The sequence below is a fragment of the Burkholderia sp. Cy-637 genome, assembly GCF_011753175.1.
GTDB lineage: Bacteria > Pseudomonadota > Gammaproteobacteria > Burkholderiales > Burkholderiaceae > Burkholderia > Burkholderia gladioli.
This window is the reverse complement of the sequence record NZ_VWWC01000172.1, coordinates 1-15,311: the sequence shown is the minus strand read 5'-3', so window position 1 is coordinate 15,311 and position 15,311 is coordinate 1. Positions and strand designations below refer to the sequence as shown.

Below are 15,311 nucleotides of genomic sequence, written 5' to 3'. Positions count from 1 at the left end.
CGCGCGGCTGCCGGCGCCGGCGCGCGCGTCGCGATCCTCGACGACAATCCGCGAGCCGGCGGCCAGATCTGGCGCCAGGGGCCCGTGTTCGAACCGGCCGCGCCGCTGGTCGAATCGCTCGCGGCGCTGCGCGCGAGCAGCGTCGAGCTGATCCCGGGCGCGCGCGTGGTGGCTGCCCTGCCGGGTCGCGAATTGCTGCTCGAGCAGGCGTCTGCCGAGGCGGGTGGCGCGATCCTGGGCTACGACAAGCTGATCGTGGCCACCGGCGCGCGCGAGCTGTTGCTGCCCTTCGCCGGCTGGACCCTGCCGGGCGTGACCGGCGCGGGTGGTTTGCAGGCCCTGGTCAAGGGCGGCGTGCCGGTGCGCGGGGAACGGATCGTGATCGCGGGCAGCGGGCCCCTGCTGATCGCCGCGTTGGCGACGGCGCGCGAGGCGGGCGCAAACGTGCTTGCCGTGGTCGAGCAGGCGAGCGCGCGGGCCGTGCGCGGCTTCGCGCTGTCGCTGGCGGCCACGCCCTCGAAGCTGGTGCAGGCGGCGCGGCTCACGCGTGGCTTCATCGGCGTCGACTATCTGACGGGCGGCGTGCTGCGCGCCGCGCATGGCAGCGCGCGCGTCGAGGCCGCGACCATCGAGATCGAGGGGCGGCAGCGCGTGATCGAATGCGATCGGATCGCCTGCGGTTATGGGCTGGTGCCGAACCTGACGCTGCCGCTTGCGCTCGGCTGCGAGTTGCGCGACGGCGCGGTGGCGGTCGATGCGCGGCAGCGTACTTCCCGCGAGGCGGTGTTCGCGGCCGGCGAGAGCACGGGGATCGGCGGCATGGAACTGGCGCGCGCCGAGGGCGCCCTGGCAGGGCTGGCGGCGGCCGGTGTCGACGAGGGCGATCGGCGGGTTGCCGCGCTGATGCGCGAGCGCGAGGTATGGCGAGGTTTCGCCGCGCGCGTCGCGCGGACCTTCGCGCTCGGTGATGCGGCTCGCGCCTTGCCGCCCGACGACACGGTGCTGTGCCGCTGCGAGGACGTCACGCTGGGCGCCGCGCGTGGTTATGCCGATGCGCGTGACGCGAAGCTGCAGACGCGTTGCGGCATGGGCGCCTGCCAAGGCCGCGTTTGCGGCGCGGCCGGCGCCGCATTGCTGGGCTGGCAGGAGGCCGCGATACCGCGCCCGCCGTTCTCGCCGGTTCGCATCGGCACGCTTGCCGCCGACGAGCCGCTCCTATAATCGACGCACGCGGATTTCCCGACCTTCTCCGGACTCATGACCTCGCCCGCCGATTCCTCCTCGCCGCTGTTCGACGCGATCCGCCCGGCACCCGGCTCGGGCGACGGGCTCGACGCGATGCTCGCGCATTTCGCGCAGCTCGCACCGGTGTTCGATGCCTTGCCCGATGTGGCCTTCTTCGTGAAGGACGTCGACGGCCGCTACGTGCTGGCCAATCGCACGCTGGCGCAGCGCTGCGGTTTCAAGGAGAAGCGCGAGCTCTACGGCAAGACCACCGAGGAAGTGTTTCCGCGCCGGTTCGGCCGCAACTATCTCGAGCAGGACATGGCGACCATCCATGCCGGCCAGCAACTGACCGACCAGCTCGAGCTGCATCTCTATCCGGGGCGGCAGCCGGGCTGGTGCCTGACCACCAAGGAGCCGCTGCGCGACGGGCTCGGCCGTGTGGTCGGGCTGGCCGGCATCTCGCGCGACCTGAAGGCCAACGAGGGCTCGCATCCGGCCTACAGCCGGCTCGCCGACGTGGTGCAGTACATCCAGGAGCATTACGTGCAGCCGCTCAACCTCAAGCACCTGGCCGAGATGGCCGGGATGTCGGTCGCGCAGCTCGAACGGTATTTCCACAAGGTGTTTCACCTGACGCCGCGCCAGGTGCTGCTGAAGACGCGGCTCGACGCGGCCACGGCCCTGCTCGTCACGCACGAGAAGGTGACCGATGTCGCCGCGCTTTGCGGCTATACCGATCACAGCGCGTTTTCGCGGCAGTTCAAGGCGACGGTGGGGGTGACGCCGACCGAGTACCGGATGACCTTGCAGGCGGAACGCGGGGCTTGAGGGGAACGTGGCGGCGGGTGTCGTGCCGCTTTGGCGTGATTGCGCAACTAACGGTCTGACCGGCAGGCGCCAGCCAATGAAGACCTCGGACCGAGAACGCCTCGGTCAGGGTTCGTCAGGAAAACGTCGGGAAGGAAAAGCAGGGCCGGGCCGCCGGCTCAACGAAATCCGAGGCCCTTGAGGACGGCGCTGCCGTCGGCGGTCAGGCGTACCAGCGGCGCGGGACCGTCGCCCACCATCTCGACTAGGCCCGCTTCCTCCAGCGCCGGCAGCTCCGGCTTCGCGTTCGCGGCGATCGGCGCGTGCAGCAGCACCAGCAAGGTGGCAATCTCGTGATGGCTCAACAGACGACGCAGCATCGTCTTTGGACGTGACGGGGGGCTGGCCGGGCGGCCGGATGCATCGTTGGCGCTCATTGCAACCTCCAATTCTTCTATCTTGTATCTCGAAAAACGATTGGAGCGGATGGTGCCGCCCGAGACTTAAACGATTCTTAAAATCGGGACGGTCAGGGGAATTGCAAGAGGTGCCTATCGTTACTGGCTGTAACGGCGTCGGTGGGCGGCTCGGCGATGCTGCGCCGCGGGTGTCGCGCGAAGGCCCGGCCCGCCGCGGGAAGCGGGCTTCGGGGCGGCGCGGTTTGCTGCGGGCGGCTTCATTACGGCCGGAAAGTTGCGCCCGCGACAATAGATTCTTGATGCCGGCGGCAGCATCGAGCCGCCGGCCCAATCCTCATTTTTTCCTCTGCGCCTGGGCCGCCAGTCGCACCGCCGTGTTCGCGGCGCCGTAACCATCGTAGCCGCCGCGCCGCTCGACGATCTCGAACGAAAAGCGCTCGTCCACCAGTTCTGTATACGCATGCAGGAATTCGCCGCCCTGCTCGTCGCGGTCGTACAGCAGGTGGTGACGGCACAGCGTGTCGACGAAATCGTCGGGCAGGGCGTAGCGCGCGGCCAGGTCGTCGTAGTAATTACGCGGCACGCGCAGGAAGGCGACGCCGTCGGCGGCCGCCTCGGCTACCGCGCGCACGATGTCGTCGGTGCGGAACGCCACGTGGTTGAGGCCCGAGCCGTGATAGCGGTTCAGCGATTCGAATACGGCCGTGTGGCGATCCACCGAGGCATTGAGCGCGATCCGCACGCTGCCGTCCGGGCTGCGCACCGCGCGGCTGCGCATCAGCCCGTAGGGATCGGGTACCAGCCAGCTCTTCTCGGCCTCGAAGCCGAACGCGGTGCGGAAGAACAGCACCCAGGTATCGAGCGCGTCGGCCGGCAGCGCCAGGCAGACATGGTCGATGCCGGTCAGCGGGCCGACTTCCACCGGGCCGTCCACGTCGGTCAGCACGAAATCCGATTCATAGAGCGTCGGCGCGCCGGGCGTCTCGTCGACGAAATAGTCGAGGCTGCCGTCGGGCGCCTGCACGCCGGGCACCACGCGCTCGTTCGGTCCGACGCGGCCCGAGAACGGCGCGAAGCCGAAGCTCGCCGCGCGCTCGAAGGCCAGCCTCGCGTCGTCGACCTGGAAGGCCGAGGCGCACAGCGACAGCCCATGTCGCTGGAAGAACGCGTCGGCGAAGGAATCGGGCTCGGCGTTCAGCACGATCGAGGCGGCGCCGTGCTGGTAGAGCATCACGTTCTTCGAGCGATGGCGGCCGGCCAGCCGGAAGCGCAGCTTGCCGAGCCAGTCGGCCACCTTCGCGGCCGCGCTCGCGTCCACCGCGAATTCGATGAACTTGAAGCCGACGTGGGCCGGCGCGGCGGGCGGCGCGAACAGCGCCTGGTCGGCGGCGGGAGCACGGCCCTCGGCGGCCAGGCGCAGGCGCGTGATGTCTTCCAGGTGATGCAGCGAGCGTAGCCCGTCGGCGGCCGTGATCGCGGTGGGCGCGGCGCGGAAGCCGTCGTTGAAGATCTCCAGCGAAAGCGGCCCGCTGAAACCCGATTCGATCACGCGCGCCGTGAAGCGTGCCAGGTCGAAGTCACCCTGGCCAGGGAAGGAGCGGTAATGGCGGCTCCATTCGAGCACGTCCATCGCCAGCTTCGGCGCGTCGGCGATCTGCACGAAGGCGATGCGATCGCCGGGGATGCGCGCGATGCCGTCGGGATCGTCGTCGAGCGAGAGCGTGTGGAAGCTGTCGAGCGCGAGGCCCAAATGCGGGCTGTTCACCGCGTCGACCAAGCGCCAGGCGTGGCCGTAGGTCTTCACCACGCGGCCCCAGGCCAGCGCCTCGTAGGCGGCGATCACATCGGCGCCGCGCGCGGCTTCGGCCAGGGCGCCGAGCTGGTCCACCAGCAGCGCCTCGTCGGCGATGGTTTGCGGCGAGACGTTGCTGCAGACCAGGATGCGATCGGTGCCCAGCGCGTGCATCAGGTCGAACTTGCGGCGCGCGCGCTCCAGGTTACGCGCGAGCTGCCCGGCGTCGACGCCCTCGAAATCGCGGAACGGCTGGAACAGTACGATCTCGAGGCCGAGATCGGCGGCGATCCCGCGTATGTCGGCGGGCGAACCGTCGAAGTAGAGCAGGTCGTTTTCGAAGATCTCGACGCCGTCGAAGCCGGCCGCCGCGATCGCCTTGAGTTTCTCGACCAGGGTGCCGGCCAGCGACACGGTGGCAATCGAACGCTTCATGAGCGAATCCCTGCAGGAAAGCTCGGAAACGGCGACAACGGACGAAAAGGTTAATTCCAAGGCCGTTCGTTGATCGCGCAAGTTCCCGATTCTATTGAATTAGGTTGTCGGATTATACAAACTAACTAGATGGTACAAATAAGCATAAACCCCGAAAGACAAGCCGCGTGCGCCTGGCGCACACTTGCGCCACCTCAAAAAGTTTGTGAGGGTGCGTCGTGGCCACGCGATACGCACCCGTTTCCCGGAGTCTGCTTGTGATGTCGAAGCCAAAGGTCCTGGTGCTGAACGGACCGAACCTGAACCTGCTGGGCACCCGCCAGCCGCATATCTACGGCGCCGAGACGCTGGCCGACGTGGAGCGGCGCTGCCTCGAGGCGGCCGCCGCGCTCGGCCTGGAGATCGAGTTCCGCCAGTCGAACGCCGAGCACCAGTTGATCGACTGGCTGCACGAGGCTCGCACGCGGATTGACGGCGTGGTGATCAACCCGGCAGCCTACACGCATACCTCGGTCGCGCTGGCCGACGCGCTCGCCGCGATCGACAAGCCCGTGATCGAGGTGCATATCTCGAACGTCCATCGACGCGAGGCGTTCCGCCACCATTCCTATGTGTCGCTGGTCGCGCAGGGCGTGATCTGCGGCTGCGGGACCGAGGGTTACGTATTCGCGCTGCAGCGGCTCGCCACCTTGTTGAAGGAGGCGGCGCGATGAACGGCCAATCGTTCCTGATCGGCTTGATCGGGCAGGGGATCGGCGGCTCGCTGTCGCCGGCGATGCACGAGCGAGAAGGCCGCCTGCAGGGCTTCAACTATGTATACAGGCGCCTCGATCTCGACGTGCTGGGCCTGTCGGTCGAGGCGCTGCCCGAACTGCTCGATACCGCCGAGCGCATGGGCTACGACGGCCTGAACATCACCCACCCTTGCAAGCAGCGCGTGATCGCGCATCTCGACTCGCTGTCCGACGATGCGCGAGCGCTGGGCGCGGTCAACACGGTGCGCTTCGCCGACGGCAAGCGCAGCGGCCACAACACCGATTGGTCGGGCTTCGCGAAATCGTTCCGACGCGGCCTGGCCGGCGTGTCGATGGCGCGCGTGGTGCAGCTCGGCGCCGGCGGCGCGGGCGCGGCGGTCGCCCATGCCGCGCTGATGCTCGGCGCCGAGGCGCTGACGATCTTCGACGTCGAACCCGCGCGCGCCGCATCGCTGGCCGTCGAACTGCAGGCGCGCTTCCCGGCGGCGACGGTGACGGCGGGCAGCGCGCTCGACGCGGCGATGGCCACCGCCACCGGCCTGATCCACGCCACGCCCACCGGCATGGCCAAGCACCCGGGCCTGCCGTTGCCGGCACACCTGCTCGACGCCAAGCCCTGGGTGGCCGACATCGTCTATTTCCCGCTCGAGACCGAACTGGTGCGCGTGGCGCGCGAGCTCGGCTGCCGGACCTTGCCGGGCGGCGGGATGGCGGTCTACCAGGCGGTCGACGCGTTCGAGATCTTCACCGGCCGCGAACCCGACGCCGAGCGCATGTTCTCGCACTTCGAATCACTCGTCGGGCGCTGAGGCGTCACGACCACGACAACAACCAGGAGACTTCGATGCAGCAATCGTCCCAACCGCCCGCCACGGCCGTTTCCGCGTCGGCCGCGGGCAGCCTGCGCCGTTCCTCGGCGCGTTACCGGATCCTCGCGCTGCTGGCGATCGGCACCATGATCAACTACCTCGATCGCACCGTGCTGGGCGTGGCGGCGCCGGGGCTGACCAAGGAACTCGGCATCGGCGCGGCGGTGATGGGGATCATGTTCTCGTCGTTCTCGTGGACCTACGTGATCGCCCAGGTGCCGGGCGGGCTGTTCCTCGACCGTTTCGGCAGCAAGCTCACCTATTTCCTGTCGATGACATTCTGGTCGCTGTGCACGCTGCTGCAGGGTTTCGTCAGCGGCGTCGGCACCCTGCTGGCCTGCCGCCTCGGCCTGGGCTTCAGCGAGGCGCCGTGCTTCCCGACCAATAGCCGGGTGGTCGCCACCTGGTTCCCGCAGAAGGAACGCGCGATGGCCACCGGCACCTACACGGTCGGCGAATACGTCGGGCTGGCCTTCCTGAGCCCGGTGCTGTTCGCGCTGATGGGCGCGTTCGGCTGGCGTTCGCTGTTCTGGGTGGTCGGCGCGGTCGGCATCCTGTTCGGCCTGGCCTGGCTGCGCCTGTATCGCGAGCCGCGCGATCACCCGGCGGCCAACGCGGCCGAGCTGGCCTATATCGCCGAGGGCGGCGGCCTGATCGACGGCGAGGCGAAGGCGAACAAGCCGGGCCAGGCGAAGTTCAGCTGGGCGATGGCCGGCAGGCTGCTGAAGAAGCGCCAACTGGCCGGCATCTGCCTGGGCCAGTTCGCCGGCAACTCGACCCTGGTGTTCTTCCTTACGTGGTTTCCGACCTATCTCGCCACGGAACGCCACATGGCCTGGCTCAAGATCGGCTTTTTCGCGGTGATGCCCTTCATCGCGGCCTCGATCGGCGTGATGTTCGGCGGCATTTTTTCCGATTATTTGCTGCGACGCGGCAAGTCGGCCAACGTGGCGCGCAAGCTGCCGATCATCGCCGGGCTGCTGCTGGCCTCGACCATCGTGCTGGCCAACTACGTAGAGAGCAACGAGGCCGTGATCGCGATCATGTCGGTGGCCTTCTTCGCGCAGGGCATGGCCGCGCTGGGCTGGACCCTGGTGTCCGACATCGCGCCGGAAGGCCTGCTCGGCGTGACCGGCGGCATCTTCAACCTGGCGGCCAACCTGGCGGGCATCATCACGCCGCTGGTGGTCGGTTTCATCGTCGCCTCGACGGGCTCCTTCGTCGGCGCGCTGGCCTTCATCGGCGTGATCGCGCTGATCGGCGCGCTGTCGTACATCTTCATCGTCGGCGACATCGAGCGGATCGTGCTGTAGTCGTTCTCCACTCGAACAGCACGAATTCTTGCCCGGCCCGCGCGAGCGGCGCCGGGTTTTTTTATGGGCTCGCGGCTCAGCGTACCGAGATCCCGAGCCGCTCGAGCACGGCCGCGATGGCGGCGACGGCGCGGCGGATCTGCCCGGCGTCGATCGCGCCGATGCAGCCCACGCGGAAGGTGTCGACCTCGGTGAGCTTGCCCGGGTAGAGCACGAAGCCGGCATCGCGCACGGCCGCGTAGAAGGCGTTGAAGTCGTAGCGCGGATCGCGCGGCGCGTGGAAGGTGACGATCACCGGCGCCTGCACGGCGGCATCGAGGAAGGGCGTGAAGCCCAGCGCGCGCATGCCTTCGATCAAGGCCGCGCAGTTGGCCGCGTAGCGCGCGCCGCGTGCCGGCAGCCCGCCTTGTTCCTGGTATTGCGCGAGCGCTTCGTGCAGCGCCGCGACCACATGCGTCGGCGGCGTGAAGCGCCACTGCCCGGTGCGCCGCAGGTAGGCATGCTGGTCGTGCAGGTCGAGCGCGAGCGAGGGCGAGCGGCCCGCGCAATCCTCCAGCAGCGCTTGCCTGACGATCACGAAGCCCATGCCCGGCACGCCTTCCAGGCACTTGCCGCTGGCCGAGACCAGCGCGTCGATGCCGTTGGCGGCCACTTCGACGGGCAGCGCGCCGAACGAGCTCATCGCGTCGACGATCAGCGGCTTGCCGTGCCGCGCGCAGACCACGGCGATCCGCGCGAGCGGATTGAGGATGCCGGCGCTGGTCTCCAGGTGCACCAGCGCGACATGCGTGATGCGCGGCTCGCGGGCGAGCAGGGCGTCGATCGCCTCGGCGCTGGCGGCCTCGTGCTCGGCGAACGGCAGCGCGATGGCCTCGATCCCGAGCCGGCCGAGGATCTTCAGGATTCGCGCGCAGTAGGCGCCGTGGTTGGGCACCAGCACCACCCCGTCGCGCGGCACCAGCGTGCCGAGCGCCGCTTCCACCGCGAAGGTGCCGCTGCCCTGCAGGGGCACGCAGGTATAGCTCGCATCGCCGCCGGCGATCCGGACCAGGTCCTCGCAGAGCGTTTGCGTCAGACGATTGAAGGCCGCGTCCCACGAGCCCCAGTCGCGCAACATCGCCCGGCGCGTGGCCGGCGACGTGGTCAGCGGGCCGGGCGTCAGAAGAATCGGGTCGTTGTCGGGAATCACGTTGCCTCCTGGCTGAAAAGGGCGGCGCGCCACGGTCGGCGCACCGGATGCTTTGCATCGTAGTGGCAAAATGTGTCATTTTTTGGAATTCGTTGGTGTCGTCATTGAGTTGTCATCGAAGCCTGTGATGCTTCGCCTGCTGCCGGGGCGACCGCTGCCGGCGGCGCGAAACCGGGCCGAACGCGGGCCCGTGACGACGACAGGCGCCGGCGGGAGTCCGGCCCGACTTTGTATCCGCCCTACGGAGAAGCGAGATGACATTCCAGAATTCCTTCGGCACGGTGTTGCGCAAGCTGGCGCTCGCGGCGTGCGCGGCTGGCCTGCTGCAAGGTATCGCCATGCCGGCGCACGCGGCCGGCGCGGTCGTGCTGTACACGGCCGACGGCCTCGAAAACCTCTATCGCGACGTGCTGCCGGCGTTCGAGAAGAAGGAAGGCGTGAAGGTGAACATCGTGACGGCGGGCAGCGGCGAAGTGGTGAATCGCGCCAACGTCGAGAAGAATTCGCCGAAGGCCGACGTGCTGGTGACGCTGCCGCCGTTCATCCAGCAAGCCGGCCAGCTCGGCCTGCTGCAGAACTACCAGAGCGCGAACTACGCGAACGTGCCGGCGATCGCCAAGGCGGCCGACGGTTCCTGGGCGACCTTCGTCAACAACTACTTCTCGTTCGCGATCAATCCGGACGTGGTCAAGAACCAGCCGAAGACCTTCGCCGACCTGCTCGCGCCCGAGTACAGCGGCAAGATCGCCTACTCGAACCCGGCCACGGCCGGCGACGGCATGGCCGTGATCATCCTGACCTCGACGCTGATGGGCGAGGATGCCGCCTTCGACTACCTGGCGAAGCTCGAACGCAGCGCCAAGTTCCACACCAAGGGCACGGGCTACCTGAACGTGCTGCTCTCGCGCAACGAGATCAGCGTCGCCAACGGCGATCTGCAGATGGACCTCGACGACGCCGAGCACGGCGGCCTGTCGGTCAAGCCGGTGTTCCTGGCCGCCAAGCCGGGCGACGCGCCGACCACCTTCCAGCTGCCTTACGCGATCGGCCTGTTCAAGGGCGGCCCGAACACCGAGGCCGGCAAGAAGCTGATCGACTACCTGATGTCGACCGAGGTGCAGTCGAAGGTGCCGGACATGTACGGCATCCCGGGCCGCACCGACGTGCCGCTGACGGGCAAGAACGGCGAGGCCGTGAAGCGCGCGATCGCGGGCGTCAAGCTGATCCCGGTGGACTGGAATGCCGTGATGGCCAAGAAGGCCGGCTGGACCGAGCGCTGGAAGAAGGACGTGATCGGCAGCTCCGGCAAGGAAACCGAAGTCGTCAAGCCGAAGTGATCGGCTAACGAGGGATGCCTGTGAATACCGCCAGCCTGATCCATCCCCGCGCGCTCGGCGCAGCAGAGCCGCGCGCGTCGCTGCGCGCGGCCGCGCCGGGCGGCGTGCAGATCGAGCATCTGAGCGTGCGCTACGGCGCACGCACCGTGCTCGACGACCTGTCGCTCTCGATCGGCGCCGGGGAACTGCTGACCGTGCTCGGCCGCAGCGGCTGCGGCAAGACCACCATGCTGCGTTTCATCGCCGGGTTCGTGAAGGCCGACGGCCTTACCGGCACGCTGACCGTGGCGGGCCGCGACCTGACCCATGCGCCGCCGCACAAGCGCAATCTCGGCCTGCTGTTCCAGAACTACGCGTTGTTCCCGCATCTGTCGGTGTTCGAGAACGTCGCCTTCGGGCTGCGCGCGCGGCGCATGTCCTCGGGCGAGATCGCCCGGCGCGTGGCCGATGCGCTGAAGCTGGTGCAGCTCGGCGATGCCGGGCACGTGATGCCGGCCCAGCTCTCGGGCGGCATGCAGCAGCGCGTGGCGCTGGCCCGCGCGCTGGTGATCGAGCCCGACGTGCTGCTGCTCGACGAGCCGCTGTCGGCGCTCGATGCCAACCTGCGCGCCTCGGTGCGCACCGAATTGAAGGCGCTGCACGAGCGCCTGCCGAACCTGACCATCGTCTGCGTCACGCACGATCGCGACGATGCGCTGGTGCTGTCCGATCGCGCGCTGCTGATGCGCGACGGCCGCATCGCCCAGATCGGCACGCAGCAGCAGCTTTACGACCAGCCGCGCGACGGCTTCGTGGCGCGCTACCTGGGCGCCGCGAACCTGCTGCCGCCGCAGGTCGTCTATCCGATCGGCGATCCGCTGCATACCGTGCGCGACAAGCTCGCCTGCGTGCGCCCCGAGCGCTTCACGCTGCAGCCGCCCGGCAGCGGCGGCCTGAACGGCACCATCGCCTCGGTCGAGTGGCATGGCTCGGAATTGTCCGTGTCGGTGATGCTCGACGCGGCGGCCGACCAGCCGGTGCTGGTCACCCTGCAGCGCGGCCGCGGCATGAGCCCGGAGCGCGGCGCGCGCGTTTCCCTGCATTGCGAGGCGGATGATGTCGTCCTTATCGACCCCTGAGCTCGAGCTCGATCGCGCTGCCGCCGCGCGCCGCGATGCCTCCACCGCCGCGCACGCGCAGGCGGCGCGACGGGCCCGGCGCAATGGGCGCCTGCATCTGCTGGTGCTGGTGGTGGTCGTGCTCGGGCCGCTGGTGCTCTATCCGCTGGCGCGCCTGCTGCTGCTGAGCGTGACGGGCGATCACGGCTTCACGCTCGCCGCCTATCGCGGCTTCTTCGGCAATTCCGATACGCGCGGCGTGCTCGGCACCACGCTGTGGGTGCTCTGCGTGAGCGCGGGGACGGCCTCGGTGCTCGGCGTGCTGCTGGCGGCGCTGCTGTTTTTCCGGCCGTTTCCGGGCGCCTCGCTGATCACGCGTTTTCTCGAACTCTACGTGGCCTTTCCGTCGTTCCTGGTCGCCTTCACGCTGATCTTTCTTTACGGTTCGCAAGGTTCGATCAGCATCGCGCTGCAGCGCCTGTTCCATCTCGATGCGCCGCCGCTCGACTTCCTGTTCGGCATCGGCGGCGTGATCCTGGCCCAGACGGTGTTCTACACGCCCTTCGTGGTGCGGCCCACGCTGGCTTCGTTCGCGACGCTCGACATGCGGTTGGTCGAGGCGGCGCGCAGCCTCGGCGCGAACGGCTGGATGCTGGCGCGCCGCGTGATCCTGCCGATCGCCTGGCCCGGTATCGCGGCCGGCACGATCCTGTGTTTCCTGCTGACCCTGAACGAGTTCGGGATCCTGCTGGTGCTCGGCAGCGCGCGCCTGGTCACCTTGCCGGTCGCGATCTATACCAGCGCCTCGGTCGATCTCGACCTGCCGAGCGCGGCGGCCGGCGCCGTCGTGATGCTCGCGATGTCGCTCACGCTTTATGCGCTTTACCGCCGGATGAATCGCCGTGCGATGGGAGGAGGGCAGCATGTCCGCTGAATTTGGTCTGGGCGGCTCGCCGGTGGCGCGCGCCGAACCCGGCTGGTCCGATACGCTGCTCAAGCACGCTTCGCGCGTCGCGCTCGGGCTGGCGGCATTCGCCTGCTTCTGGCTGTTCGTGCTGCCGGTGGTGGTGGTCGCGCTGTCGAGCGTGGCCACGCGCTGGTCGGGCACCATCCTGCCGTCCGGCTATAGCCTGCGCTGGTTCGAGCGGCTCGGCCAGCCCGAATTCGATGCGCTCGCAACCAGTCTCGAGATCGGTTTCGGCGTCGCCGTGATCGGCACCGTGCTGGGGCTGTGGCTCGCGCTGGCGCTCGAAGGGCGTGCGCAGGGGCGGCTCGGGGCCCTGGTCGACGCGCTGGTGATGCTGCCGAACGGCGTGCCGAGCGTGGTGCTGGGGCTGGCCGTGCTGATTGCCTATCACCAGAAGCCCGTCGACCTGTCGAGTTCGGCGGCCATCGTGGTGCTGGTGCAGCTCGCGCTGATCCTGCCGTTCTGCTATCGCTGCGCGGCCGCCGCGCTGCGGCCCGAGCTGACCATCCTGCGCGAGGCCGCGGCCAGCCTCGGGGCACCGCCGTCGATGGTGCTGCGCCGGGTGCTGCTGCCGCAACTGGTGCCGGCGTTGCGCGCCAGCCTCGCGCTCGGCTTCGCGCTCTCGCTCGGCGAGCTGGGCGCGACCATGACCGTCTATCCGCCGGGATTCGCCACCGTGCCGATCGTGGTGATCGGCCAGGTCGAGCGCGGTTATTACCTGCCGGCTTCGGCGCTGTCGCTGCTGATGCTGGTGGCCTCGCTGGCGGCGTTGATGCTGATCGCCGCGCGCGTGCCGCGACTGCGGCGCCAGTAGCGCGAGCGGCGGCGGAGGCCGCCGCCGCGTCGAGATGATGGAGGAGCCATGCTGAAGCCGACTCACGAAACGATCGACGTCAACGGACGTCGTTATCGCCTGCCCGTCGCGCCGACCGCTGTCGTTTGCCTCGGCGGTAGTTCGCCCGATTATCTCGACGCCGCGCTGAGCGCCGGCGTGACGCCCTTCATCGCGCGCATGATGCGCGAAGGGGCGTCGTTCGGCGCCGACGGCGTGGTGCCGGCGCTGACGCATGCCAACCAGGTTTCGATCGCCTGTGGCGTGCCGCCGTCGCTGCATGGAATCTGCGGCAATACCGTGCGCGATCCGCTGGCGCTCGGCGGCGAGGGCGCCGATATCGCCCTGCATGGCGCCGACGACGTGCGTGCCGAAACCGTGCTCGCCGCGGCGGCTCGCGCCGGCGCGCGGGTTGCGGTGGTGACGGCCAAGGACAAGCTGCGTCGGCTGCTCGGCGCGGGGCTTAAGGGCATCCGCTTCTCGGCGGAGAAGGCGGCGCAGGCTTCGCTGGCCGAGAACGGCATCGCCGATGCGCTCGACCTGGTCGGCCTGCCTTCGCCCTATGTCTATAGCCCGGCGCTGTCCGAATTCGTAATGGCGGCCGGTGTGCGGCTCGCCAGGATGCGCAATGTCGACCTGATGTACCTGGCCACGCATGATTACGTGCAGCGCAAATGGGCGCCCGGCAGCGCGGAGGCCAATGCGTTTCATGCGATGGTCGATCGTTATCTTGCCCAGCTCGATGCGCTGGGCTGGGTGATCGGCCTGACCGCCGATCATGGCATGAGCGCCAAGCACGATGCGCGCACGGGCAGGCCCCAGGTCGCGTACCTGCAGGATGCGCTCGATGCCTGGCTCGACTTTCCGCCGACGCGCGTGGTGTTGCCGATCGCCGATCCGCATGTGGTGCATCACGGCGCGCTGGGTTCGTTCGCGACGATCCACCTTCCTTCCGATCTCGATGCGGACGATGTGGTCGCGCTGTTGCGAGGGCTCGACGGCGTTGCCCTGGCGATGGGCCGGAATGAGGCGGCGGCCTGTTTCGAATTGCCGGCCGACCGGATCGGCGAGGTGGTGGTGATCGCCCGCGATGACTTCGTGCTGGGGCGGCGTGAGCGTGAGCACGACCTCTCGGCGTTGACCGTGCCGCTGCGTTCGCATGGCGGCTTCGGCGAGCAGGCGGTGCCGCTGCTGTTCAACCGCCGGATCGCCTCGGTCGACGCCAGCCGGCGCTGGCGCAACTTCGACGTGCTCGACCTCGCGCTCAACCACGCGGTGCGCGGCGACGATTTCGCCTTCGAGCGCGCGCTGCGGGTGCCGGAGCGGGCGATGCATGCGGGCTGAGCGGCGGTCTTGCCTTTGGGTAGTGGTGACTGGAAAGGAAGGAGCAGGGACGTGGCATTGACGCTGGACGATATCCGCAGGCTGTTCGAGCACAAGGGTGGCACTGCCTATAGCGGCGAGCCGGTGACGCAGCTCGAGCATGCCTTGCAAAGCGCGCAGCTCGCGGAGGACGAGCATGCAGGCGATGCGCTGGTCACGGCCGCGCTGCTGCACGATCTCGGACATCTGTTGAACGAGCAGGGCGAGACGCCGACGGCGCGTGGTATCGACGATCTGCATCAGTATTACGCGCTGCCGTTCTTGCGCAGCCTGTTCCCGGATGCGGTGCTGGAGCCGATTCGCCTGCATGTGGATGCGAAGCGCTGTCTGTGCGCGATCGAGCCGGGCTACGCGCGGGCGCTGTCCGAGGATTCGGTGCGCAGCCTGGCGCTGCAGGGCGGTATATATAGTGAGGCGGATGCCCGGGCCTTCATGCAGCGGCCTTACGCCGAGGATGCGGTTCGGCTGCGTCGCTGGGACGACGGTGCGAAGCGGGCTGGCGGCGTCACGAAATCTCTCGATCACTTCATGACGATTGCGTCGCGCGTGGCGCACGACGTGTCGCGATAGCGAGTTTCGAAGGCGTCGAAATCAGGTTCTTCTTTTGGTATCAACGAGTTGCCATGAAGGGCGCCGCGCAAGCGGCGCCCTTCATGTATTTTCTTTGCGAAAACGCTTGCACGAAGGCGATGGGCTGCTTAGAATCACGCCTCTTTCGCGCTAACGGAAACGCGGCACGAAAGAGGAAGCAAGGTTGGACGCGTCGAGCGCCTGAGCAGTTGGCCGCTGATTCGTTTAGCTGAGAAGTGATCGACGAAGTGTGTTGATCGCGGCGCTGAAAAAAGTAGTTGACGCGCTGCGAAATGTTGATCATAATCTCGCTTCTCTG

Annotated in this window: 15 protein-coding genes; 11 read left to right on the top strand and 4 right to left on the bottom strand. The window is 68.3% G+C overall.

Annotation, left to right across the window (positions count from 1 at the left end):
* Together F3J10_RS29635 and F3J10_RS29630 are read left to right on the top strand one after the other, a co-directional pair.
* A partial coding sequence (locus tag F3J10_RS29635; RefSeq protein WP_167243595.1) for an FAD/NAD(P)-binding oxidoreductase occupies positions 1-1,221 on the top strand: 1,221 nt, incomplete at its 5' end.
* Between the two features lie 36 nt (positions 1,222-1,257).
* The gene (locus F3J10_RS29630) at positions 1,258-2,055 is read left to right on the top strand and encodes an AraC family transcriptional regulator (protein WP_025100805.1); all 798 of its coding nucleotides are present in this window, start codon (positions 1,258-1,260) and stop codon (positions 2,053-2,055) included.
* A 158-nt stretch (positions 2,056-2,213) separates the two neighbouring features.
* Here the strand turns inward: F3J10_RS29630 and F3J10_RS29625 are convergent, their stop codons facing one another.
* Both F3J10_RS29625 and F3J10_RS29620 read right to left on the bottom strand, forming a co-directional pair.
* Entirely contained in the window at positions 2,214-2,471 is a 258-nt protein-coding gene (locus F3J10_RS29625; protein WP_025100806.1) for a hypothetical protein, read from the bottom strand.
* Positions 2,472-2,787: 316 nt separating this feature from the next.
* Positions 2,788-4,680, bottom strand: coding sequence for a sugar phosphate isomerase/epimerase and 4-hydroxyphenylpyruvate domain-containing protein (locus F3J10_RS29620; RefSeq protein WP_167243594.1), 1,893 nt, complete (start codon positions 4,678-4,680; stop codon positions 2,788-2,790).
* Between the two features lie 260 nt (positions 4,681-4,940).
* Here F3J10_RS29620 and aroQ point away from each other — a divergent pair, with 260 nt between their 5' ends.
* Genes aroQ through F3J10_RS29605 form a run of 3 tightly spaced genes read left to right on the top strand, consistent with a single transcriptional unit; the run spans position 4,941 to position 7,617 of the window.
* Positions 4,941-5,393: a type II 3-dehydroquinate dehydratase gene (gene aroQ, locus F3J10_RS29615; protein ID WP_167243593.1), complete on the top strand. Its 453-nt coding sequence runs from the start codon at positions 4,941-4,943 to the stop codon at positions 5,391-5,393.
* Positions 5,390-6,244 carry a shikimate dehydrogenase gene (locus tag F3J10_RS29610; protein ID WP_167243592.1) on the top strand — a complete coding sequence of 285 codons (855 nt, stop codon included), beginning with the start codon at positions 5,390-5,392 and terminating at the stop codon, positions 6,242-6,244. Before aroQ ends, F3J10_RS29610 begins: the two co-directional genes overlap by 4 nt.
* A gap of 35 nt (positions 6,245-6,279) precedes the next feature.
* The gene (locus F3J10_RS29605) at positions 6,280-7,617 is read left to right on the top strand and encodes an MFS transporter (RefSeq protein WP_025100810.1); all 1,338 of its coding nucleotides are present in this window, start codon (positions 6,280-6,282) and stop codon (positions 7,615-7,617) included.
* Between the two features lie 76 nt (positions 7,618-7,693).
* Here F3J10_RS29605 and F3J10_RS29600 read toward each other — a convergent pair whose 3' ends face one another.
* Positions 7,694-8,806 carry a 2-aminoethylphosphonate--pyruvate transaminase gene (locus F3J10_RS29600; RefSeq protein WP_167243591.1) on the bottom strand — a complete coding sequence of 371 codons (1,113 nt, stop codon included), beginning with the start codon at positions 8,804-8,806 and terminating at the stop codon, positions 7,694-7,696.
* Positions 8,807-9,060: 254 nt separating this feature from the next.
* Here F3J10_RS29600 and phnS point away from each other — a divergent pair, with 254 nt between their 5' ends.
* From phnS to F3J10_RS29570, 6 genes are read left to right on the top strand one after another with little or no spacing between them, the layout of a single operon-like run.
* The gene (phnS, locus tag F3J10_RS29595; RefSeq protein WP_098151673.1) at positions 9,061-10,143 is read left to right on the top strand and encodes a 2-aminoethylphosphonate ABC transporter substrate-binding protein; all 1,083 of its coding nucleotides are present in this window, start codon (positions 9,061-9,063) and stop codon (positions 10,141-10,143) included.
* Positions 10,144-10,157: 14 nt separating this feature from the next.
* Positions 10,158-11,261 carry a 2-aminoethylphosphonate ABC transport system ATP-binding subunit PhnT gene (phnT, locus tag F3J10_RS29590; protein ID WP_167243590.1) on the top strand — a complete coding sequence of 368 codons (1,104 nt, stop codon included), beginning with the start codon at positions 10,158-10,160 and terminating at the stop codon, positions 11,259-11,261.
* The gene (gene phnU, locus F3J10_RS29585; protein ID WP_167243596.1) at positions 11,239-12,174 is read left to right on the top strand and encodes a 2-aminoethylphosphonate ABC transporter permease subunit; all 936 of its coding nucleotides are present in this window, start codon (positions 11,239-11,241) and stop codon (positions 12,172-12,174) included. Before phnT ends, phnU begins: the two co-directional genes overlap by 23 nt.
* A complete protein-coding gene (gene phnV / locus F3J10_RS29580) occupies positions 12,164-13,021 on the top strand; it encodes a 2-aminoethylphosphonate ABC transport system, membrane component PhnV (RefSeq protein ID WP_017920137.1) in 858 nt (285 codons plus the stop codon). The genes phnU and phnV overlap by 11 nt, the downstream gene beginning before the upstream one ends.
* A gap of 48 nt (positions 13,022-13,069) precedes the next feature.
* Positions 13,070-14,383 (top strand): phosphonoacetate hydrolase, encoded by a 1,314-nt coding sequence (gene phnA / locus F3J10_RS29575; protein WP_167243589.1) that lies wholly within the window; start codon positions 13,070-13,072, stop codon positions 14,381-14,383.
* Positions 14,384-14,434: 51 nt separating this feature from the next.
* Positions 14,435-14,992, top strand: coding sequence for a phosphonate degradation HD-domain oxygenase (locus F3J10_RS29570; RefSeq protein WP_166914845.1), 558 nt, complete (start codon positions 14,435-14,437; stop codon positions 14,990-14,992).
* A 40-nt stretch (positions 14,993-15,032) separates the two neighbouring features.
* Here the strand turns inward: F3J10_RS29570 and F3J10_RS36060 are convergent.
* The coding region (locus tag F3J10_RS36060; RefSeq protein WP_205200536.1) for a hypothetical protein at positions 15,033-15,311 on the bottom strand (279 nt) is incomplete at its 5' end.